Source organism: Cupriavidus sp. DF5525 (assembly GCF_040149425.2).
GTDB lineage: Bacteria > Pseudomonadota > Gammaproteobacteria > Burkholderiales > Burkholderiaceae > Cupriavidus > Cupriavidus pickettii_A.
Map to the genome: position 1 here is coordinate 257,678 of NZ_CP168267.1, position 21,261 is coordinate 278,938.

Below are 21,261 nucleotides of genomic sequence, written 5' to 3' on the forward strand. Positions count from 1 at the left end.
GCTCTTAGAGTTGGAACAGCGTCTTGGCGATGATTCCGCGCTGGACCTCGCTGGTGCCGCCATAGATGGTCGAGGCACGGCGGAAGAACATCTCGGCGGCGAACCCTCGTCCGGACCACTCCGTCGGCAACGCCGCGCCCGCTGCTTCCTCTTGCAGGCTGGGGTAGGCCACCGCGCCGTAGTCGCCCAGCGACTCCACGACGAAGGCGCTCATCCGCTGTTGCAGCTCGGTGCCCCGTACCTTGAGGATGGAGCCCATGGCATGCGCGGACGGGCTGTGGTCCTGCTCCAGCGTGGCGACGCGCTGGACCATCATGGCGATGGCCGCCACTTCCGCTTCATAGCGCGCCAGCCGCAGCGCGAACTCATGGTGCTCGGCCAGCGTACGCGCGCCGCTGCGCTGGCTGACCGCCAGTTGCCGCAGCTGCGCCAGGTAGCGCCGCAGCGTCGGCAGGTCGGCCGCCGAGGCGTGCTCGTTATTGAGCAGGAACTTGGTGATCTTCCAGCCTTCGCCTTCCTCGCCAATGCGGTTGGCGACCGGCACGCGCACGTTGTCGAAGAAAGTCTCGTTGAGGTGGTGGCGGTCGTCGATGCTGCGGATCGGACGCACCGTGATGCCGGGCGCCTTCATGTCCACCAGCAGGAAGGTGATGCCCGCCTGCTTCTTCACCTCGGTATTGGTCCGCACCAGCAGGAAGATCCAGTCGGCGCGGTGCGCGTAGCTGGTCCAGATCTTCTGGCCGTTGACGATGTAGTCGTCGCCGTCGCGCTGGGCGCTGGTGCGCAGCGAGGCCAGGTCCGAGCCGGAGCCCGGCTCGGAGAAGCCCTGGCACCAGGTACGGTCGGCATTGAAGATCGGCGGCAGGTGCTCGGCCTTTTGTGCCGGCGTGGCAAATTCGTTCAGCACCGGCCCGATCAGCTTCTGTGCCGCGCCGTCCTGCGACGGGGCCCCGGCCGCCATGCATTCTTCGTCGAACGCCAGCCGCTGCAGCACCGACCAGCCGGTGCCGCCGTGCTCCCTGGCCCAGTAGGGCGCGCCCCAGCCACGCTGGTTCAGGATGCGTTGCCAGCGGACCAGGTCCGCGTTGGGTGAGCGGGTGCCGCTGCGCACGGGGGTTACCAGGTCGGCGGGCAGGTGATCGCGCAGGAATTCACGCACCTCCTGCCGGAACGACTCGAGCCCCGGATCGGGTTGAAAGTCCATTTCGCTTCCTTCTCAACTGAAATCCATCGCGACGGCGCATCTCTGCCTGTGCCGTCGCGCGCCGCGCGCCGCGCGGCTCGTTGCCTGACTCAAACGTGCAGGATGGTGGCGACGGCGGCTGCGCCGTCCACGCCAACCTGGCCGCCGCCGTTCTCGGCGAGCGCGAGCGTGGCGTTCTCGCGCTGGCGCGGACCGGCCTCGCCACGCAGTTGCTGGGCCAGCTCGACCAGTTGTGCGACCCCGGTGGCGCCGATCGGATGGCCCTTGCTCAGCAGGCCGCCGCTGGGGTTGACGGAGATCTTGCCGTTCAGGCCGGTGGCGCCGCTGCGCAGCATGCCGAGACCTTCGCCAGGCCGGCACAGGCCCAGGCTTTCGTAGTACATCAGCTCCGACGGCGCGGAAGCGTCGTGCACTTCGGCGACATGGATGTCGAGCGGATCGACGCCAGCCTGTTCGTACACGCCATACGAGGCCCGGATGGCACAATGCGCGAGGCTGCCGTCGGGCGTGCCCGAAACCAGCACCGAGCCGCCCACCCAGACCGGGCGCGCGGCGGTCATGCGCTTGAGGAATTCCGGCGAGCACAGCACCACGGCGCAGGCGCCGTCACCGATCGACGAGCACATCTGCAGCGTCAGCGGGTCGCTGATCATGCGGCTGGCCAGCACCTCTTCGACCGTGGTTTCGGTCCGGAACTGGGCGTACGGGTTCAGCGAGGCCGCCTTGCGGCTCTTGACCACGATCTGCGCGATGTCCGCCGCCGTTGCGCCGGTCTCGGCCATGTACTTGCGCGTCTTGGCGGCGTAGATGTCCATGAAGATCGAGCCGCTGCCCGAGCCCACGTGGGCCTGCTGCGCTTCCTCGAGATCGACCGCCCTGGCCAGCGCGCCGAAGGAAACGCGCTTGTCCTCATGCGTCATCCGTTCGGCGCCCACCACCAGCGCCACCTGCGCCTGGCCGCTGCGCACCGCATTCCAGGCTAGGTGGAAGGCGGTGCTGCCGGTCGCACAGGCGTTTTCCACGTTGAATACCGGCTTGCCCATCAGGCCGGTGAAGCGCAGCGCCGCCTGCCCGCGGATCATTTCCTGGCCGGTGATGAGGCCAGCCACGGCGTTGCCGAAATACACCTGGTCGACGTCCTGCGGCTGCAGGCCGGCATCGTCCAGCGCGGCCTTGACCGCGGTCTCCGCCAGCATCCGCACGGTCTGGTCAGGGAACTTGCCGAAGTGGGTCATGCCGACGCCGACGATTGCACAAGTCTTGTTCAATTTACTTCTCCGCTAATGGATTCGGGTTCGTCAGAAGATGTGCCGCATGCCCAGGGTCACCGCGAACTGGCTGTTCTTGCCGGCGCCGAGGTAGTAGCCGGTGCCCAGGCCGCCCACCGAGGTGTCGAAATTCAGGCCGGCGTTCTTCGAGTAAGCGGTGGCGAGATACAGGCTGGTGCGCTTGGTGAAGAAGTACTTGGTCGTGAACATCACCTGCCAGGGGTTCTTGATGTTGCCGAGCAAGGTGCCGTTGACCGGGTTGGCCACCTGCCGCACGTCGTCGTAGTAGTAGGCCAGCGTGGATTCGAGCTGCGGCGTGAAGGAGTAGGTGCCGCCGACCCAGTAGTAGTTGTCGCGCAGGATCTCGACATCCGCCGGGTTCTGGCTGCGGCCCCAGCGGTAGCCTGCCACCAGGCGTACGTTGCCGGCGGCATACTTGCCAGCCACTGCGGCACGCTTTGCCTTGCCCGGCGGCCCGCCAGCCGTGGTCGGGGCGTCTACCTCGTCATAGGCCAGGCCGATGCCGAACGGGCCCGAGGTGTAGCTTGCCGCGCCGCCATATGCGGCGCCGGAGCGGAAGCTGCCCGGCACCTCGCCGGCGGTGGCCGGCGAAGCGGTATCGACCCCGAACGACCAGTGTGCGGCGACCTCGACCGGGCCGAACTTTGCGCCGTACTTGACCACGTTGTCTTCGCGGTAGTAACGCCCCAGGTACGCCACCACCGGCTCGTACTGCGGCTGGTAGAAGCCAGCCTGGAAGTTGGCCAGCACATCGAAGATCGAGGTGTACTGGCGTCCGAAGGTCAGCTTGCCGTAGGGGCTGTCAAAGCCGACGAACGCCTGGCGCCCGAACAGCCGGCCGCTGTTGGCCATCTTGCCGTCATCCGAACTGAAGCCGCTTTCCAGCACGAACAGGCCCTTGAGTCCGTTGCCCAGGTCCTCGACGCCGCGCAGGCCCCACCGCGAGCCGCCAATGCCGCCGGTCAGCATGGCGAAGCGATTCTCCGCCGGCCCCGGCGGCACGGTGGGACCGGTGCGCGACTGGTTGTTCACGTACTCGAGGTTAGTATCGATCAGGCCATACAGCGTCACGGACTGGGCGTTGGCGGTACCTGCCAGCGCTGCGCTGGCAGCGACCAGCGCAAGGCGGGCAGACCGGAATCGTTTGACCAGCTTCATGGATGTCTCCGTTTCTATTTTTTGATGGATCGTGGCGGGCGGACGCTTGCGTGCGGCCCCGGATCGCGGCAAGACTGGAAATCGCCGCAGCGCGGGTTTCCCGTGCCGCGGCGGGTGGCTTAATAGATCAGACCGGATCCCACGGGAACACGTCGCGCGACAGCTCGAGCGGGTAGAACGAGCCCTTCAGCATGGGGATGGCGCGCTCGATGCACGACTGCACGGTCCAGCCTTCGCTGGCATGCGCGGTGCGGATCGGGCGCGGCTGCGAGAACAGGTAGATCTCGTTGTTGCGCACGCCGAACACCTGGCCGGTGACCTGGCGGCCCTGGTCGCTCAGCAGCGCCAGCGTGAACGGCGCGATCTTGCCGGCTTCCAGCGTCATGTTGATCTTCATGCGCTCGGCGGCTTCCGGGGTGTTGGTCGGGATGCTGCCGACCATGCGCGTGAAGGCGAACGGCGCGATGCAGTTCGAGCGGACGTTGAACTTCTGCATGTCCACCGCGATGGACTTGGACAGGCCGACGATGCCCAGCTTGGCGGCGGCGTAGTTGGCCTGGCCGAAGTTGCCGATCAGCCCGGAGGTCGAGGTCATGTGCACGAAGGCGCCGCCTTCCTGCGCCTTGAATTGCGGCGCCACGGCGCGCGACACGTTCCAGCTGCCCTTCAGGTGCACGCGCACCACCGTGTCGAACTCTTCCTCGCTCATCTTGTGGAAGATGACGTCGCGCAGGTTGCCGGCATTGTTGACTACGCCGTCGATGCGCCCGTACAGGTCCAGGGCCTGCTGGGCGATCTTCTGCGCCGAACCCCACTCGGCCACGCTGTCGGTATTGGCGCTGGCGTCGCCGCCGGCAGCCTTGATCAGGTCGACGGTTTCCTGGGCGGGGCCGGCGCTGCCGCCGCTTCCGTCCATATTGACGCCGAGGTCGTTGACGATCACGCGCGCGCCCTGGCGTGCCGCTTCCAGTGCAATGCCGCGGCCCACGCCGGCACCGGCGCCGGTGACGATGATGACTTTCCCTTCAAGCAGACTCATGGTTGAAACTCTCCTTCGCAACGAATGAAATTGGACTGGCCGGCGTCAGTGGTCAGTGGGCCAGGCCCAGGATGCTCACGGCCGCAATGCCCTGGTAGGGCACGCCGCCAAGGTTGTGCGTGAGGCCGATGGTGGGACTGGCAAGCTGGCGCTCGCCGGCACGGCCCTGCAGCTGGTTGTAGATCTCGTAGGCCATGCGCAGGCCGGAAGCCGCGATCGGATGGCCGAAGCACTTCAGGCCGCCATCGACCTGGCACGGCACGCCATTGCCGTCGCGGTCGTAGAAGCCGTCGAGCACGTCGTGCACGGCGCGGCCGGGCTCCGAGATAAACAGGTCTTCCATGGTCACCAGCTCGGTGATCGAGAAGCAGTCGTGCACCTCGATCAGCGACAGCTGTTGGCGCGGGTCGGTGATGCCGGCCTCGGCGTAGGCGCGCTGGGTGGCCATGCGGGTATTGCGCACGTGGCTGCCGTCCCAGGCGTTGGTGGTCGATTCAATGCCCGAGCTGACGCTGAGCTGGATCGCCTTGATCGTGACCATGTCCTTGCGGCCGAGTGCGCGGGCGATCTCCGGGGTGGTGACGATGGCCGCCGCGGCGCCATCGCTGACGCCGCAGCAGTCGTACAGGCCAAGCGGGTCGGCGATCATCGGCGCGGCCAGGATCTGCTCCATCGACACCGGCTTGCGCAGGTGCGCCTTGGGGCTGAGCGCGCCGTTCTGGTGGCTCTTCCAGGACACTCGCGCCAGCGCGCGCTTGAGGTCTTCCTTCGAGATGCCGTGGCGCGTGCGATAGCCGTCGGCCAGCTGCGCGAAGCCCGCGGGCGCCGATCCCAGCGGCAGCCACAGGTCGTTCATGGTGCCCTTGTACGAAAACGGCAGCCCGCCGTAGCCGGTGTCCTTGAGCTTCTCGGCGCCGATCGCCAGCGCGATATCGACCGCGCCCGATGCCACCGCATAGGCCGCGCCGCGCAGCGCCTCGGTGCCGGTGGCGCACATGTTCTCGGTGCGGCTGACCGGGATGCCGTCGAGCCGCAGCGCCAGAGAAGCGGGGATCGCGGAATTGCCGATGTTGACCGCGTCCAGGCACGAGCCGAACCACGCCGCGCTGATCTCCTTGCGCCCGATGCCGGCATCGACCAGTGCTTCGTCGAATGCTTCGGCCAGCAATTCATGGGTGCCTACGTCCCAGCGCTCGCCAAAGCGCGAGCAGCCCATGCCGATGATGGCGACCTTGTCCTTGATACCGTTTGCCATGACTGTGAGTTCCCTTATGCCGCCACAGGCGTGGCTTTCCAGAAGTAGCGCGGATAGTTGCGCGCGCGGTCGACGTCCTTGATGCGGAACACCATCTGCAGCGGCGTGCCGACCTCCAGGCCCTGCTGGCCGACGTCGACGATCTCCATCAGCACGCGTGCGTCGTTGTCGAACTGCACGAAGCCAACGTAGAGCGGCGGCGACGGGTGGTAGGACAGCCAGTCCGCCGTGCTGGTCAGTACCCTGGCGGGCACGTCGTACAGGTGGGTGCGCTGGAATCCCGACGCCGGCGCGTTGCAGCCCGCCTTCACGCAGTAGGAAAGCTGGGGGAACTGCACGGTGCCGCACTGGCAGCACGTGCCCGCGACGAAGCTGGCCAGCTGGTGCGAAGAGCGGTACTGGTCGGTGAAGGCGGTCTTGAGCGGCTTCTCGGCGCGCATGCCCCATTCGAGCTCGATAGCATTGCCGTACGACAGCATGCGCAGGTAGGCATCGTGGACCTGGCCTTCGCCAATGGCCCTGGCCACGCCGCGGCGCGGCCGGAAGCCGGTGATGGCTTCGGTCGTGCGCAGCACTAGCACGTCGCAGCCCTGGCCGAAGCCGGCGACCACGATCAGCTGGCCGGGCTGCGCGCGCTCCAGCACGTCGGCCAGCATCAGGCAGGCATGCGCCGTGCCGGCATAGCCGCAGCGCTCGTCCAGGTGGGCGGCGACCGCTTCGGGCGAGAAGCCGCAGCCCCTCGCCACCATCGCGGCGGCGCCCTTCAGCGGCGATGCCAGGATGAAATGGCTGACGTCGCTGGGCTCCACATTCGCCTGTGCCAGCGCCTGCCTGACGGTTTCGGGCACGATCTTGCCGTAGCCCTCGTCGCGGATCCAGCGCTCTTCCCAGAAGTAGTCGTACTTGCCGTCCGCGGCGCGGAAGTGGTCCACGAACAGGTTGGCGCAGCTGGCACTGCCGACCAGGCTGGCGACGATGTCCTCGCTGCCCAGCGTGAACGCAGCCGCGCCGGCTCCATAGCTCAGTTCCTGCGTGCTGGCGGGCTTGCCGGCAGGGTGGTCGCTGGCGATGAACAGCGCCTTGCCGTCCGCGGCGCGCAATTGCGCCAGCAGTCCGGCCACGCCGGCGCGCTGCGACTGGCCGACGTCCAGCGTGCGCACGTTCGCCGGCAGGTCAAGCGCGCCTGCCACGACGCTGGCGCTCTGCAGGTCGCTGAAAGCCGGCCGCGTGGTGGCCATCGCGAGCGCGGTGATGTCCTGGCGCGGGCGGATGTCCAGCGCATCGCGCGCCGCTTCCACGGCCATGGTCACGCTGTCCTCGTCCCAGCTGCAGAAGGCGCGATGGCCTTTTGCCATGGCCATATTGGCCGGCGCCATCCAGCGGTGCGCGGCGGCAATGGCGGCACGCTGCATACGCAGGCGCGGGACATAGCCCCCGTATCCGGTGATTCCGTACGGTGTCATCGTCTTGGTCATTTTGTCGGTGCCGTTATGACGGCAGGTGATGGTTCGTGGTTGCCTGGGATCAGGGGCGACTTGCGGCTGGCAGTTCGAGCGTGTCGCCGCGCATGACCGCCTGGTTCAGCAGGGCCATCGCGCCCGCATCAGCCGGCCAGGGAGCGGCCGGAGCCTCGCTCCCGCGCGCCTGCGGCGCATGACTGGTCATGACGGCGAAGGCACGATGGCTCAGGGTTGCGACGCGGGGTCGGCCGGGGCCGTCCGGCATGCAGGCCATGACGGCGGGGTGCGGTCCGGACGCCAGCATCGGAACCGGCCCAATGCCCGCTGCCAGCGCATCAAGGAAGCCGTGCATGCCGGCGGGGCGCATGGCGGCCAATGCTGGCGCGGTGGTACCCGTGGCATCGGCGGCATCCGGGCAGGCAGCAACCAGGCACCCTTGCAGGCTTGCGTCGGCGAGCAGGGGGGTAATAACGTCCTGCAAGCCGGCCGCGACAATGGCGACCCGTGCGCCGGTGCTGGCCGCACAGCGGGCGAGCGCCGCGCTCGACGTGTCCGGGTGCACCATCACCACGACGGCGTCGCAACGCAGCACCCCGTACCAGGCCATGGCGAACTGCGGGCATGCGGGCATGGCCAGCAGGACTTGGTCGCCGCGCCGCACTCCTAGATGCTGCTGGAGATAGCCCGCGAGGCACAGGGCGGCACGGTGCAGTTCACCGTAGCTGACGCGCTGGCCGCGATACACGATCGCGCATTTGTCGTGATCGCGCAGCGCGCGCGCCTCGAGGTGGCTGAACAGGTGTCTGTCCGGCGACCCGGGTGCGGCAGCAGTGCCGGAGGCGTCGTAGGGGCGGCAGAGGGTGGCCATATCGATTGCTAGGTGGAAGGGTTCGGGCCTGCGCTCACTCCGGCTGGATGCCGGCGATGCTGATGAGCCGCTTCCACATCTTCTGGTCCTCGACGATGATCTTGCTGAGCTCGGGACCGGTGGCGGGGAAGGCCAGGCTGCCGCGCTCGGCGTAGTGGGCCCGGGCCTCCGGCGAATTGACGAATTCAAGGCTCAGCCGCGCGAGCTTGTCGATGATTGGCTGCGGCGTGCCAGCTGGGGCGAACAGGCCGGTCCAGCTGGCGACCTGGACCCCGGGCACGCCGGCTTCGGCCAGGGTGGGCACATCGGGCAGCAGGGCCATGCGGCTTGGGCTCATGACCGCGAGGGCACGCAGCTTGCGGCCCTGGATCTGCGGCACCGCTGACGCGACGTCGGTGAGGCCGTAGTCCATGGTGCCGCCGATCAGGTCGGTGATCATGTTGGCCATGCCCTTGTACGGCACGCTGACGGCCTTGATGCCGGCAGCCTCGTTGAAGGCTGCCACGGCCACCTGGGAGGGCGCGCTGGCGGTGCCGTAGTTCAGCTTGCCGGGCCGGGCGCGCGCGCCTGCCACCAGCTCGGACACGCTGTGGTACGGGGAGGTGGCCGGCACTACGATGGCGACCGGCAGCATCGACAAGCGTGCGATCGGCGTGAAGTCCTTGCGCGGATCGTAGGGCAGGTGCTTGAACAGGTTGGGGTTGGCGGCCATCGTGCCGGAGGTCGCCAGCAGCAGCGTGTAGCCATCCGGCGCCGCCTTGGCCACGTACTCGCCGGCCATCATCATGTTGGCGCCGGGCCGGTTGTCCACCACGAAGCTCTGTCCCAGCTTCTCGCCCAGGTACTTCGCCAGCAGGCGCGTGTAGCTGTCGGCGCCGGTGCCGGCGCTCGACACTGAAACCACCCGCACCATCCGCTCGGGGTAGTTCTGTGCGGCGGCCGGCCAGGCCAAGGCCAGCAGCGTGCCGAATACCGCCATGCGGCGCCTGGCGGGAGCGGTGAAAGTGGTCATGCAGGTCTCCTGTCGTTCGTTGCTTGATGGTTATGCGTGCGGCAGCGGCTCGCGCCGCGCCGCACGATGCCGGCTGCGGTTCCTTGCAGGAACGGCGCGTACACCGGTATCGCCTTGCTTTCGTCTTGCTGAATGATTGGCTTGCGAGGGGAGGAGGGCACTCCCCGGCCTGGGGGGGCGGTGGCAGAGGAGCGGCTGGCGGGGTGTTCAGGTGTTTCGCATGAAATGGCATGCAGTGCCGCTTGTGCGCGGCCAGGCGCATGCCACGTGCCATGGCCCGCTGCTGTGTGCAGCCGGCGCCCGGGCGAGCTGGCGTGAGCTGGGGGGAGGAAGCCGCCCGTTGGCGGTCAGGGCCGCCGGGCGGCCGGCTGTCCGGCGGCGAACTCGCGCAGGCGCGCGGCGGCGCCACCGCGGCCGCTCACGCCGAGTTTGGCGTAGATGTTCTTCAGGTGCCACTTCACCGTTTCAGGCGACAGGTTCAGCACCAAGGCGATTTTCTTGTTCGGCATCGCCTGCGCGACCAGGTTCAGGACCTCGCGCTCGCGCTCGCTGAGCGCGTCGGCGGAAGCGGCTGGCATACCCTGGCGGGCCCCGCCCTGGTACTGCGTGGCGGTGGCCGCGGCGGCGGACAGCAAGCGCTGCACGTAGAACGTCAGCACGGGGTCGAGCGTGTGGGTCTCGAGCAGCGACCCGAGCACGCGCGGCAGGTCCGCGGACACGTCGAGCAGGGTGCGCACCAGACCCAGCCGGTGCCCGATCTGCAGCCCCTGACGGAAGTGCTGCAACGCCGCCTGAGCATTCCCGAGCTGCTGCTGCGCGAGCCCCAGCTGCAGCCACAGCGCGGCCAGCCGGACCTGCTGGCCCCGTTGCTGGCACGCTTCGATATAGCCCCCGATACGCGGCACGGCGCCGGCGAAATCATGGACGTAGAGACACATCGCAATGCGGGCGCGCTCCGCGCCATAGGCGATCCTCAGCGCCTTGCCGGCCCCGGAGGCGACATGGGCGCTGGCCAGTGCATCGATACGCTGCAGCATGTTGCCTGCTTGCTCCATCTCGCCCGCGTCGAGGTGGCGCCGCATGCGCAGTTCCAGTGCAATGACCCGAAGCCGGTCCAGCCCCAATCGGTCGGCATAGCTGGCGAGCCGGGCGAGGCAGGCGTCTGCCTCGGCGCGCCGGCCAGTGAGCCGCTGTGACTCCGACAGCACCAGCAGTGCCCGCAGCACGGTGTCGGGTAGCGAGACACGTTCCAGGACATCAATGCGTGGCTCAAGCAGCCGGAGCGCACCCTCCAAATCGTTCTGCTCGTACAGCGTATCCGCCAGCAGCCCGGTGGCCATGCACGACACGCCGGCATAGGCCGGGCCGCGCTGGTCGGCTTCGTGCAGTACCTCGCGCACGGTCCTCTCCGCTTGCGCGATGTGGCCCTCCAGGGCCAGGCTCATGGCGCTGATGCAGCGGCCAAGCAGGCGGCTGCGCGGTGCGGCGGGGCGTTCGCCGGTATCGTCCAGGACCGCTCGCGCGCGGTCGTACTGGCCCCGATAGACGTAGGCCCACGACAACACGTTGCTGCGACCAGTCCAGGCAAAATCGGTCGCGTCCGGGGGGATGGCGCTGACGTCGTCGAGCAATGCATAGACCGTATCGGTATCGTCCTGTTGCAACGCCAGGCCGCATCGCAGCAGGGAGATGGCGTAGCGCTGCCCGGCGTCGAGCCGGTCCTGCTGGGAGACCATCCGGCCCAGGCTTTCCCTGAGCGCGTCGAACTTCCTGGTGTAGAGCTGCAGGTAGGCGGACGCAACCAGCAGGCCGAAGCGCGACTGGACCTGTTCAGCCGGCAGCCGGCGCAGCAAGCTGGCCAGCTGGCCGAGTTCCCCGCCCGACAACAGCTCGTAGGCACAGTGTTCCACCATGCTGGCCGCCGCCCCGGCGTCGCCGGCCAGCACCGCGTGGTGCACGGCATCGTCGATATGGCCGCGCTCGCGGAACCAGTGCCAGGCATCGGCGTGGAGCGCGCGCTGCACGGCCTCCGGCCAGCCTGCCACACGGGTCAGCAATACCTCGCGCAGCAGCGGGTGCAGGCGATACCAGGTCTCGCGGTCATGGCTGCCGATCTGCGTGAGGAAGAGGTTGTCGAGCTCCAGTCGCGCCAGGCGGGTGGCCATCTGCGGCGCGTCTAGCGGCCTGCCGAGCACGCTCGCGCACAGCGAGGCGCAGATGCGGTTGCAGACGGCCATGCGGGTCAGCATGTCCAGCTCGTCAGGTACCAGCCGCACCAGCACTTCCTGTTCGAAATAGCTGGCGAAGGTGCGCGCATCGCGCACCTGCACCAGCGGGTAGGTGCCGCCCTCCCGCGTGCGCATGTCGACCGCGAACAATTGCAGCCCGGCTACCCAGCCGTCGGTCAGTGCATGCAGGGCGGCGGCGTCGCGCTTGTCGATGACGCCCAGGCGGTCGCACAGGAACCGCTCCGATTCGTCGGCGGTAAAGCGCAGGTCGCGCATGTCGATCTCAGTCAGCCTCCCTTGCGAGCGCAGCCGTTCCAGCGACAGCGGCAGCGCGCTGCGCGAGCTGAGCGCCAGGTGCACGTGCCCGGGAGCGTAGTCCAGCAGCCACTGCAGCGCCTGGTAGATGCGGGGGTCGTCAATGTGATGCAGGTCGTCGAGCATCACCACGATCTCGCGCCGGCGTGCGGCCAGCCCCTGCACCAGGCTGATCACCCAGTGCTCGATGGCGGCATCGTCGCTGTCGTGGCCGATCAGCAGGGCAGCTTCGCGCACGATGGCGGGATCCACCTCGCCGATGCTTGCCAACAGGCATTCAAAGAAGCGGGTGGGCTCGTTGTCTTCCGGCGCGAGCGTGAGCCAGGTGACGTCATAGTCGAGCGACAGCAGCGACCTGCGCCAGGCCAGCAGCGTGCTGGTCTTGCCGCTGCCGGCCTGCCCCTGCACCACCATGCAGCGCTGGCGCCGCGCATCCTGCAGGCGTGCCATCAGCGCTTCGCGCGGAATCAGGTTGCGCGCGGTGCGCGGCGGCATGACCTTGGTGCTGGCCACCGACTCCACGGCGCTGCCCGCCGGCAAGCCGGCGGCGGCCAGCGGCGGCGGCGCGACGGTGCTTCCCTCCGCCCCGGAGTCTGGCACTTGTGTTGCATCGTCGATGGAACTTAACACCGTGGTCCCTTGTGCGGGCTTGTGTTCGATGGCGGCTACCCAGGTGAAAGGCTTGCCGTCGGCGCGGGGCGGGTGGGCGTCGATCGCAGCGAGCACGACCGGGATGCCGGCTCGCTGCGGCCCCGCTGCGGTGGCGCGGAAAAAGCGCTGCAGCATGCGCAGCCATGCGGCCGGATTCGGCGCGAAGTGCGCACGGATGCGCGGATGCCGTGCCAGCCATTTCTGCACCGCGGCCTGGTGATGGGTCGGATAGTTGTCCGCGAGCAGGTGGAGGGTCCGGCCCGGCGGTACGCTGCGCTCGATCCTGCGCAGGAAGGCCAGCCACTCGGTGCCGCGCTGCTGCGCGTCCGGCAGGGCCTGCACGTTCTCCTGCATTTCCCGGAGTGTAGCCAGCAGCCGCGTGACGCCGGGCTGCCTGCTGTCTTGCGCCGCCACGCCATGGTCTGCCGCGCCGGCAACGGGCGCGGCCCCGGCATCGACAGCCAGCACCAGCGCATGTTCTGCCGGGGACATATACAGGCCCATGATCTCCGGCTGCTGCCCGCCCAGCCCGAGATCGGCCTCACGTTGCCTGTCGCGCGCTTGCGCGACAGGCAACGTGAGGCCGGCCGCGCGCAGGTGCCGGGAGATGCTGGCCGCGCTCACGCCAAGCTGCTCGGCCAGTTTGCGCGTGCTCCAGGGGGCGGGCGAATCCGGCCGGCTTTGCGCGGTCAATGCCGCCAGCCGTTCGATATCCACTTTCACCGGGGGCGCGCCGCGCGGCAGGGTGGCCTCGATGCCGGCAAGCCGCAGTTGCGCATACCGCTCACGCCAGCGCGACACCTGCACACGGCCTACGCCGAGTTGCTCGGCGATGTCCTTGCTTTGCATGCCGTCGGCGGCGAGCAGCACCATGCGCGCACGCTGCGCAAGCCGCTCGCCGTGGCCGGCGTGCAGCAACTGCTCCAGCTCGGCCCGCTCCGCCGCCGTGAGCACAATGTCAGGGGCAACTCGCATTTGTGCACTCCACTTGGCTTGCCGAAGGTCCCGGATTTCGTGGGGCAGTAGAACATAAATTCCGTTTTGCGTGCAACTCTCCGTGACCAGCATGCTTGTGGAAATGCCGGGAAAACAGGGGTTTCGCGCCGCGTGGCCGCTTCGCCCACCCCGAAATGAGTAGTGCCGGGAGCGTGACGGGCGAATAGATTGATCCTGCCAAGACATCAGGACGGATGTCCGTTCCAATCTATTACCTGGAGAGACAGATGAGTGTTTCGCAAGCCCTGGTCGGCTCGGTCGGCTGGCTGACCCTGAATCGCCCCGACAAGCTCAATAGCCTGACCCGCGCCATGGTCGAGGGCATGACCATCCAGCTGAAGGCGTGGCGCGACGATGCCGCCGTGCGCGTGGTGGTGGTGACCGGCACCGGGCGCGCCTTCTGCGCCGGCGCGGACCTGAAGCAGGGCGCCGCAGCGCCGATCCCCGGTGAAAAGGACTCGCTCGACATCATCGTCGAGTTCTTCGACACGCTGCGTTCGTTCCCCAAGCCCGTGATCGCTGCGGTCAATGGCCTGGCACTGGCTGGCGGCCTGGAAGTCGTGCTGGCCTGCGACATCGTGCTGGCCGCCGAAAGCGCCCGCCTGGGCGACGCGCACTCGAACTACGGCGTCTTCCCTGGCGGTGGCGGCGCCGCCATCCTGCCGCGCAAGGTGCCCGACAACGTGGCCCGCTACCTGCTGTTCACCGGCGACTCGCTGAGCGCAGCGGAGATGAAGGGCTATGGGCTCGTCAATGAAGTCATCGCCGATGCCGAACTGAGCGATCGCGCACAGGCCTTGGGGGACAAGCTCGCCGGAAAGAGCCCGCTGGTGCTGGCGCGCATGAAGCGCGTGGTGTCTCAGGCGACCGACAAGACCACCGCCGACGCGCTGCGCCATGAGGTGCTGGAGTTGCGCGACCACAAGCGCTCGTATGACATCCAGGAAGGCCTGCGTGCCTTCGCCGAGAAGCGCGAGCCCCAGTTCAAGGGCTATTGAGCCCGTCCCCGACATCCGCAACGAGCACCGACATGACCTACCAACTTCCCACCGAAGACCAGACCCTGGCGGTCGAGAGCTTCCGCAAGTTCCTGCAGGCCGAGATCCGGCCCGTGGTCAAGGAGTACCGCGACCGCTTCATCCCCAAGGAGATCATGCGCGAACTGACGCAGAAGATCGCGCAGTTCGGCCTGCCCGGCTGCACGCTTCCCGTCGAGCATGGCGGCATGGGCTTGTCGTTCACCACCCACTGCATGCTGTTCGAGGAGCTGGTGGCCTGCTCCTGCGATATCGCACTGACGGTGATGATCAACAACGGCATCGCGCGCCGCCTGCTGTCGGCGAAGCCCGAGATCCGCGACCGCTACCTGCCGGGCATCCTGGCCGGCACGCTGTTCGGCTGCGCGGGTATCAGCGAGCCGGACGTCGGCTCCAACGTGGCCGAGATCAAGACCCGCGCGGTGCGCGACGGCGACCATTTCATCGTCAACGGCGAGAAGACCTGGATCACCAACGGCTTTTACTCAGACTTCCTGATCTGCACCGTTCGCGGCGAGAACGGCCTGTCGCACATCCTGATCGATCGCGAAGCGCACGGCTACGAGGCGCGCAATATCCAGAAGATCGGGCTGAACTCGCAATCGACCGCGCAGATTTTCATCACCGATGCGCGCGTGCCGGCCAGCAACCTGATCGATGACGAAGGCGCGGGCCTGAAGAACACCATGAAGATGTTCGAGCACGCCCGCGGCCACGTCGGCATGCTCTCGGTCGGCATCATGCGGGCATCGTTGGAAGAGTCGATTGCCTATGCCAAGGAGCGCAAGCAGTTCGGCAAGGTCATCGCCAGCCACCAGCTGATCGCGGCCAAGATCGCCGACATGGCGATGATGCTCGACGCGGCCCGCCTGATGTGCATGCGGGTCTTCGGCATGATGGACGCCGGCGTGCGCTGCGACCTGGAAGCCTCCATGGCCAAGGCCTTCGCCACCGAAGCCGCGGTCCAGGTGTGCCGGGATGCGGTCCAGTTGCATGGCGGCAACGGCATCACCAAGGAGTTCAACGTGGAGCGCTATCTGCGTGAAGCCATCATCATCCCGATTCCCGACGGCACCACGGAAATCCAGCGGCTGTTCATCTCGCGCAAGCTGACGGGGATATCGGCGTTTGTCTGAAGGTAGTGCGTGAAGACGGCCGGCGTCGGGGGGGCGCCGGCCTTTTCTCTTTGGTACTACGCGATCCCGCTACACCACCAGCCCTCACCACACCGACGCACGCTCGGGCGCACCGCCTGCCGTGTCATCTTCCTTGCAGAAGGCGAGCAGTGCCTCGCGGAACTCCAGGCACAGCGGGGAGAGATAGCCATCGGCCCGCCAGAACACGGCCACTTCGAGCTGGCGCAAGACATCCTCGCCGCCGATCACGCACAGCTCGCGGCCTTCCGGCTGCGTCAGGGTGCGCTGCGGCACGAGGCTGAGCAGATCGGTATTTCGCAGCAGTTCGGCGATGGCAATCCCGGACCCGGGCCATTCCACGGCGATGCGCGGCGGCGGCAGACCGCGCTCGGCAAACTGGTCGGCCAGCACCTGGTACAGGCTGGACGAGGCTTGCGGCAGGGCCCAGCGCTCCAGCGCCAGGTCTGCCGGTGTCTTGAGCGTGCCGAGCCGAGGGTGGTCAGCCCGGGCGACGATCTTGAGACTGAGTGGCCGTAGCCCGGTATGGGCGATATCACGCGGCACATCGGCGGTCATTCCGCCGCATGCCAGGTCTGCTTCCCCTGACTGCAGCGCCGTGTGCGGCGTCCATGTGGCTCACGCCGCGGAGCCGGCCTATCCGGCACGGCCGGTCAAGGTGGTGGTACCTTCCGTACCGGGCGGGCCGATCGACGCCGTGTCGCGGCTGATCAGCGCCAGGCTGGCCAGCCGGCTTGGCGCGAGTTTCTACATCGAGAACAAGCCCGGCAGCAACGTGCAGATCGGCACCAGCTACGTCGCCAGGTCCGAGCCGGACGGTTACACGCTGCTCACCACGGTGCCGGCGCACATCGCCAATCCGCTGCTCTACAGCAAGCTGCCCTATGACCCCCTCAAGGACCTGACCGGGGTGGCGATGATGGCCCAGGTGCCGCTGCTGCTGGTGGTGAACGCCGATCTGCCGATCCACTCGGTTGCCGACCTCATCGCCTGGGGCAAGGCCCATCCGGACCGCCTGCGCTATGGCAGTTCGCGCGTGGGCTCGGGCGCGAGCCTGGTGGGGGAACTGTTCTCCATGCATGCCGGCATCCAGCTGGACCACGTCCCGTACAAGGGCGCCGCAGCCGTCATGCCCGACCTGCTGGGCGGCCGGCTTGAAGTCATGATCGACACGCTCCAGCTGTTTGCTCCCTATATCAAGGCAGGCAAGCTGCGCGCCATCGCGTTCACGGGCGCCAGGCGCATGCCCGCCATGCCGAACGTGCCCACGCTTGCCGAGTCGGGCTACCCGGACGTGGTCGCCAATTCCTGGCTCGCCATCGTCACGCCCGCCAGGACGCCACAGGGCGTGATCGACAAACTGGCGCATGCGGTCGGCGAAGTGTTGATGGAGCCGCAGGTGCGCAAGCAGATTACCGACTACGGCATGGAACCGGAAATCATGACCCCGGCGCAGCTCAACCGGTATTTCGACACAGAAACCGCGCGCTGGAGCAAGGTCGTCAAGGCGCGCAATATCCGCGTGGAGTAAGACGTGCACAGGACCAACGAGAATTCCGTGCCGCGCGCGTGCGGCTGGCTGCCTGCTACCGGCTCGTGGACCGGTACGGCATGACCGACCTGATCTACAACCACATTACGCTGCGCATCCCCGGCACGGAACATCTGCTGATCAATGCGTATGGCTACCTGTACTCGGAGATCTGCGCGTCGAACCTGATCAAGATCGACCTCGACGGCAACGTGCTGCTGGATCCGCACAATGAGCACGGCTACGAGGTGAACCGCGCCGGCATGGTGATCCACACGGCGATCCACAGGGCCAGGCCCGACGTGGGCTGCGTGATCCACACGCATACCCGCGCCGGGATGGCGCTGTTGGCCACGCGGGCGGGACTGTTGCCGATCACCCAGACCGCGCTGCGGTTCTACGGGAAAACCGGCTACCACGACTTCGACAGTCCGGTGGTGGAGCTGGACCAGCAGTCCGGGCTGGTCCGCTCGCTGGGCAACCACGAGGTGGTGATATTGCGCAACCATGGGCTGCTGGCGGTAGGGCCGGGCGTGGCGGAGGCGTTCAACCGCATCTACTGGCTGGAGATGGCCTGCCGCGCGCAGATGGATGCGATGGCTTCCGGCACGGAGCTGGTCTTGCCGCCGCAGCACGTCATCGACGACACGCGGGCCGTGATGGACGTTCGCGCCGACACCTTCGGCAATCGCGAATGGCCCGCCTTGGTGCGGCTGGTGGAGCGGATCGATCCCGGCTACAAGGACTGACCGGCGCGAGTCCCCGCAAACGAAGAGGCGGATCCTGGCGAGCACCGGGATCCGCCTCTGCTGGTTACTGCGCGTATCAGGCCACCCGGCGCGCGTGCCCCTTCCAGTACTTCTCCCGCACCTGCCGGCGCTGCACCTTGCCCACCACGCTGACCGGTAACTCCGCGACGAAGGTGATCGCCTTGGGCGCCTTGAACCGGCCGATGCTGCGCTTGACGTACTCGATCAGGTCTTCCTGGCTGACTTGGCCGCCTGGCTTGAGCACGACTTCGGCGTGCACGGCTTCGCCCCATTGCTCGTGTGGCACACCGACCACGGCCGAGATGGCAACGTCGGGATGCGAGTTCAGCGCGGCCTCGACCTCGATGGCGTAGACGTTGAAGCCGCCGGTGATGATCATGTCCTTCTTGCGGTCCACGATGAACAGGAAGCCGTCTTCATCCAGGTAGCCCAGGTCGCCCGACTTCCAGAAGCCGTTCTCGAACTCGGCGGCGGTGCCTTCCGGGTTGTTGAAGTAGCCCGGAATGATGCCGCGGCCACGCAGCCAGATTTCTCCGGTCTGGCCCGGCGGGAGCTCCTTGCCAGCCTCGTCGACGACCAGTAGTTCGGTCCCGGCAATCACCCGGCCGGCCGAGCCCAGCCGTTCGTCGGTGGCAGTGGCGTGATCGGCCTTGGTCAGCGCGCTCACACGCTGGATGCACTCGGTCGACCCATACACCTGCACGAAGATATTGCCGAAGCGCTGTTGCAGCTGCCGCAGCTTGACCGGGCTCATCGGCGCCGCGCCGTAGAAGAGGGTGGTCAGGCTGGAGAGGTCGTATGCCGTGGCCTCGGTCATGTCCAGCAGGCGGTAGAGCAGGGTGGGCACCATCATGCCGATGGTGATCTTCTCGGTCTGCACGTTGCGGCACCAGTCGGCCAGGTCCGGCACGTTCTGCGTGACGGTGCAGCCGCCGCGGAATAGCGTGGGCAGCATGCCCATGCCCGAGCCGTGGCTGATCGGCGCCATGTGCATGTAGCGCGTGTCGGTGTCGAGCCAGTGCTCGTCGACGGCGTAGAACGAATCGCGGTTGGACAGCCAGTTGTCCATGGTGTACTGGGCACACTTGCTCTTGCCGGTGGTGCCGCCGGTGAAGCGGTACACCAGGATATCGCTGGTGGTGGCGCTCTCAATGCCTGGGTCGGTGTCGGCCACGCCTTCGATCAGGTCGGTGAAGCAGGACAGGCCGGCGCGGGGCGTGGCCGGCGGGTCCATGCAGACCACGTGGATGCCGCGCTCGTGCAGCATGTCGAAGTAGCGGTCGAGCAGGGCGTTTTCAAGGAACACCACCTTGGGCCGGATGAACTCCACCTGCCAGCGGTGCTCGTCGATGGCATCGCGGTAGTTGGTCCAGGCCACGGCGGCCTCGCCCTTGAGGGCGGTCCAGGCGTGCAGCAACGACAGGTTGTCGTTTTCGAGGATGCACAGGTAGACGTCGCCACGGCGCAGCGACAGCCGTTCGCGCATCATGTTGACGACCCGGTTGGTGAAGCGATGCAGCTCGGCATAGGTGAAACGCCGCTTGCGCTCGATGTTGACCAGCGCCTCCCGGTCGCGATGGAGCATCGCCAGTTGCCCGGTCAAGCGGGCGAAGTTCATCTTCATTGTTGTCTCCGTCATGCAAAGTGGCGCATGCCTGGCGGAACATGCGCCGGTTCTATCGGCGCCGCACATGTGCCGCCGCAGGTGCCGCGTATGCGCCGCGCCAGTGTTGTCAGCGTGCCAGCCAGTCGGCCAGCACCGCCTCGGTGTGTTCGCCCCTGCGCGGGATCGGCCCCGGCCTGCCGGCCGGCGTGTGTGAGAAGCGCGGCGCGGGATTGGCCTCCAGCACGCCGCGCGCGCGCGCGTAGGTGCCGCGCGCCTGCATATGCGGATGCTCCGCCGCTTCTTCCGGGCTGAGCACCGGCGCGAAGCAGGTGTCGCTGCCTTCCAGCAGGGCGCACCAGGCGGCACGGTCGCGGCTGGCAAAGAGGTCGGCAAGGCGCTCGCGCAGTTGCGGCCAGGCCGCCCGCTCGTACTGGTTATCGTAGGCCGGATCGGCGTCGAGGCCGAGCTTCTGCCTCAATTCCCGATAAAACTGGGGTTCCACCGGGCCGATCGAGATATGGTCGCCATCGGCGCACCGGTAGGTGTTGTACCAGTGCGAGCCATCCAGGTCGCCGGTGCCACGCGCGGCTTCCATCCTGCCCGAGGCCAGCAAGCCGTGCAGCAGCGTCATCATATGGGCGCTGCCATCGACGATGGCCGCATCGACCACCTGCCCCTTGCCGGTCGCGCGCGCATGCATGATGCCCGCCAGCAGCCCGACGGCGAGATACATGGCGCCGCCGCCGACATCGCCAACCAGGCTGGGCGGGGCCACGGGCGCCGTGCCGGGCTGGCCTGCATACCAGAGCGCGCCGGACAGCGCGATGTAGTTGATATCGTGCCCGGCGGCACGGGCAAGCGGGCCGTCCTGGCCCCAACCCGTCATGCGCCCGAAGACCAGGCGCGGATTGCGTTGCAGGCAGACCTGCGGGCCCAGCCCCAGGCGCTCCATCACGCCAGGCCGCATGCCTTCGATCAGTGCATCGCAGTGGGCGGCCAGGTCGAGCACGGTCGCCACGCCGGCCTGCGTCTTCAGGTCGATGGCCACGGCGCGCTTGCCGCGCCGGGACAGCGCATGCCTGCTGAGTTCGGCTTCCGGCGCGTCGGGCTGTACGCGGTCGATCACGACCACGTCGGCGCCCAGGTCGGCCAGCAGCATGCCGCAAAAGGGCCCGGGGCCGATCCCCGACATCTCCAGGACCCGGATGCCTGCCAGCGGGCCTTGCTTGTTTGTTTCCATATCTTGACTCCACATATCGGACCCCGGGACCCCGGACGCGGGGCGCGCCAGCGCTCACCAGGGATAAGAGGGCGCCGGCATCTGGCCCGGCATGCGCACCCGCCGGGCGCCGAGCATGCGGCGGTGCGCCGCCCAGAACAGCACGCGCAGCGCAAAGCCCCTGCCGCCGGACATGGCCTGCCTGCACTCGTCGGCTTGCAGTTCGACCGGAATGCCGAGTTCCGCCGCCGCGGCATAGCAGAGGATCTTCAGGCGCGGATCGGCGCTGCGCATGCAACGGTCGATCAGCTGCCGCAACCTCGTGTCGTAGGCGTGGCGGTCGCTGTCAGGCGTCGAACTTGCCGCACGCTGCAGCAGGTCCCGGCTGAACTGCCGGACCTCCTGCCGCAGGTCGATCAGCCCTTCCATACGGGTCTGGGATAGCCGCGGCATCGCGTCAGCCCGGTAT

The 21,261-nt window shown here is 67.6% G+C and carries 17 protein-coding genes; 4 read left to right on the forward strand and 13 right to left on the reverse strand.

Going from position 1 to position 21,261, the window contains the following annotated elements:
* Nucleotides 1-4 precede the first annotated feature (4 nt).
* The 9 genes from ABNX08_RS35545 to ABNX08_RS35585 form a co-directional block, all read right to left on the reverse strand.
* Nucleotides 5-1,204 (reverse strand): acyl-CoA dehydrogenase, encoded by a 1,200-nt coding sequence (locus tag ABNX08_RS35545; RefSeq protein ID WP_349605851.1) that lies wholly within the window; start codon nucleotides 1,202-1,204, stop codon nucleotides 5-7.
* A gap of 89 nt (nucleotides 1,205-1,293) precedes the next feature.
* A complete protein-coding gene (locus ABNX08_RS35550; RefSeq protein WP_349605853.1) occupies nucleotides 1,294-2,472 on the reverse strand; it encodes a thiolase family protein in 1,179 nt (392 codons plus the stop codon).
* Between the two features lie 30 nt (nucleotides 2,473-2,502).
* The gene (locus ABNX08_RS35555) at nucleotides 2,503-3,651 is read right to left on the reverse strand and encodes a porin (protein ID WP_349605855.1); all 1,149 of its coding nucleotides are present in this window, start codon (nucleotides 3,649-3,651) and stop codon (nucleotides 2,503-2,505) included.
* Nucleotides 3,652-3,778: 127 nt separating this feature from the next.
* On the reverse strand, nucleotides 3,779-4,690 hold the full coding sequence (locus tag ABNX08_RS35560) for an SDR family NAD(P)-dependent oxidoreductase (RefSeq protein WP_349605856.1): 912 nt from the start codon (nucleotides 4,688-4,690) through the stop codon (nucleotides 3,779-3,781).
* Nucleotides 4,691-4,742: 52 nt separating this feature from the next.
* On the reverse strand, nucleotides 4,743-5,945 hold the full coding sequence (locus ABNX08_RS35565; protein ID WP_349605858.1) for an acetyl-CoA acetyltransferase: 1,203 nt from the start codon (nucleotides 5,943-5,945) through the stop codon (nucleotides 4,743-4,745).
* 14 nt (nucleotides 5,946-5,959) lie between these two features.
* Nucleotides 5,960-7,420, reverse strand: a complete 1,461-nt coding sequence (locus ABNX08_RS35570; protein ID WP_349605859.1) for a 3-oxoacyl-[acyl-carrier-protein] synthase III C-terminal domain-containing protein — start codon at nucleotides 7,418-7,420, stop codon at nucleotides 5,960-5,962.
* 49 nt (nucleotides 7,421-7,469) lie between these two features.
* Complete coding sequence (locus tag ABNX08_RS35575) at nucleotides 7,470-8,273, reverse strand: AMP-binding protein (RefSeq protein ID WP_349605861.1); 804 nt, start codon at nucleotides 8,271-8,273, stop codon at nucleotides 7,470-7,472.
* A 34-nt stretch (nucleotides 8,274-8,307) separates the two neighbouring features.
* On the reverse strand, nucleotides 8,308-9,285 hold the full coding sequence (locus ABNX08_RS35580; RefSeq protein ID WP_349605862.1) for a tripartite tricarboxylate transporter substrate binding protein: 978 nt from the start codon (nucleotides 9,283-9,285) through the stop codon (nucleotides 8,308-8,310).
* A 347-nt stretch (nucleotides 9,286-9,632) separates the two neighbouring features.
* The gene (locus ABNX08_RS35585) at nucleotides 9,633-13,454 is read right to left on the reverse strand and encodes an IS630 family transposase (RefSeq protein ID WP_349605864.1); all 3,822 of its coding nucleotides are present in this window, start codon (nucleotides 13,452-13,454) and stop codon (nucleotides 9,633-9,635) included.
* Nucleotides 13,455-13,702: 248 nt separating this feature from the next.
* On the opposite strand from ABNX08_RS35585, the gene ABNX08_RS35590 reads away from it, so the two are divergent.
* Complete coding sequence (locus tag ABNX08_RS35590) at nucleotides 13,703-14,473, forward strand: enoyl-CoA hydratase-related protein (protein WP_349605865.1); 771 nt, start codon at nucleotides 13,703-13,705, stop codon at nucleotides 14,471-14,473.
* Between the two features lie 32 nt (nucleotides 14,474-14,505).
* The gene (locus ABNX08_RS35595) at nucleotides 14,506-15,648 is read left to right on the forward strand and encodes an acyl-CoA dehydrogenase family protein (protein ID WP_349605867.1); all 1,143 of its coding nucleotides are present in this window, start codon (nucleotides 14,506-14,508) and stop codon (nucleotides 15,646-15,648) included.
* Between the two features lie 84 nt (nucleotides 15,649-15,732).
* Here the strand turns inward: ABNX08_RS35595 and ABNX08_RS35600 are convergent, their stop codons facing one another.
* Nucleotides 15,733-16,260: a LysR substrate-binding domain-containing protein gene (locus tag ABNX08_RS35600; protein WP_349605897.1), complete on the reverse strand. Its 528-nt coding sequence runs from the start codon at nucleotides 16,258-16,260 to the stop codon at nucleotides 15,733-15,735.
* A gap of 19 nt (nucleotides 16,261-16,279) precedes the next feature.
* On the opposite strand from ABNX08_RS35600, the gene ABNX08_RS35605 reads away from it, so the two are divergent.
* Nucleotides 16,280-17,197, forward strand: a complete 918-nt coding sequence (locus ABNX08_RS35605; protein WP_349605869.1) for a tripartite tricarboxylate transporter substrate binding protein — start codon at nucleotides 16,280-16,282, stop codon at nucleotides 17,195-17,197.
* Nucleotides 17,155-17,946, forward strand: coding sequence for a class II aldolase/adducin family protein (locus tag ABNX08_RS35610; RefSeq protein ID WP_349605898.1), 792 nt, complete (start codon nucleotides 17,155-17,157; stop codon nucleotides 17,944-17,946). The genes ABNX08_RS35605 and ABNX08_RS35610 overlap by 43 nt, the downstream gene beginning before the upstream one ends.
* A gap of 76 nt (nucleotides 17,947-18,022) precedes the next feature.
* On the opposite strand, the gene ABNX08_RS35615 is transcribed toward ABNX08_RS35610, so the two are convergent.
* From ABNX08_RS35615 to ABNX08_RS35625, 3 genes are all read right to left on the reverse strand, one after another.
* Complete coding sequence (locus tag ABNX08_RS35615; RefSeq protein ID WP_349605870.1) at nucleotides 18,023-19,591, reverse strand: AMP-binding protein; 1,569 nt, start codon at nucleotides 19,589-19,591, stop codon at nucleotides 18,023-18,025.
* 109 nt (nucleotides 19,592-19,700) lie between these two features.
* On the reverse strand, nucleotides 19,701-20,813 hold the full coding sequence (locus ABNX08_RS35620; RefSeq protein WP_349605872.1) for a CaiB/BaiF CoA-transferase family protein: 1,113 nt from the start codon (nucleotides 20,811-20,813) through the stop codon (nucleotides 19,701-19,703).
* Between the two features lie 54 nt (nucleotides 20,814-20,867).
* Nucleotides 20,868-21,221, reverse strand: coding sequence for a hypothetical protein (locus ABNX08_RS35625; protein WP_349605873.1), 354 nt, complete (start codon nucleotides 21,219-21,221; stop codon nucleotides 20,868-20,870).
* Nucleotides 21,222-21,261: the final 40 nt, after the last annotated feature.

Excerpts from the sequence above, each read along its gene's own strand:
- ABNX08_RS35545 (WP_349605851.1), bottom strand. The coding sequence starts at position 1,204 with ATGGACTTTCAACCCGATCCGGGGCTCGAGTCGTTCCGGCAGGAGGTG.
- ABNX08_RS35555 (WP_349605855.1), bottom strand. The coding sequence starts at position 3,651 with ATGAAGCTGGTCAAACGATTCCGGTCTGCCCGCCTTGCGCTGGTCGCT.
- ABNX08_RS35560 (WP_349605856.1), bottom strand. The coding sequence starts at position 4,690 with ATGAGTCTGCTTGAAGGGAAAGTCATCATCGTCACCGGCGCCGGTGCC.
- ABNX08_RS35565 (WP_349605858.1), bottom strand. The coding sequence starts at position 5,945 with ATGGCAAACGGTATCAAGGACAAGGTCGCCATCATCGGCATGGGCTGC.
- ABNX08_RS35570 (WP_349605859.1), bottom strand. The coding sequence starts at position 7,420 with ATGACCAAGACGATGACACCGTACGGAATCACCGGATACGGGGGCTAT.
- ABNX08_RS35575 (WP_349605861.1), bottom strand. The coding sequence starts at position 8,273 with ATGGCCACCCTCTGCCGCCCCTACGACGCCTCCGGCACTGCTGCCGCA.
- ABNX08_RS35580 (WP_349605862.1), bottom strand. The coding sequence starts at position 9,285 with ATGACCACTTTCACCGCTCCCGCCAGGCGCCGCATGGCGGTATTCGGC.
- ABNX08_RS35585 (WP_349605864.1), bottom strand. The coding sequence starts at position 13,454 with ATGCGAGTTGCCCCTGACATTGTGCTCACGGCGGCGGAGCGGGCCGAG.
- ABNX08_RS35590 (WP_349605865.1), top strand. The coding sequence starts at position 13,703 with ATGAGTGTTTCGCAAGCCCTGGTCGGCTCGGTCGGCTGGCTGACCCTG.
- ABNX08_RS35595 (WP_349605867.1), top strand. The coding sequence starts at position 14,506 with ATGACCTACCAACTTCCCACCGAAGACCAGACCCTGGCGGTCGAGAGC.
- ABNX08_RS35615 (WP_349605870.1), bottom strand. The coding sequence starts at position 19,591 with ATGAAGATGAACTTCGCCCGCTTGACCGGGCAACTGGCGATGCTCCAT.
- ABNX08_RS35620 (WP_349605872.1), bottom strand. The coding sequence starts at position 20,813 with ATGGAAACAAACAAGCAAGGCCCGCTGGCAGGCATCCGGGTCCTGGAG.
- ABNX08_RS35625 (WP_349605873.1), bottom strand. The coding sequence starts at position 21,221 with ATGGAAGGGCTGATCGACCTGCGGCAGGAGGTCCGGCAGTTCAGCCGG.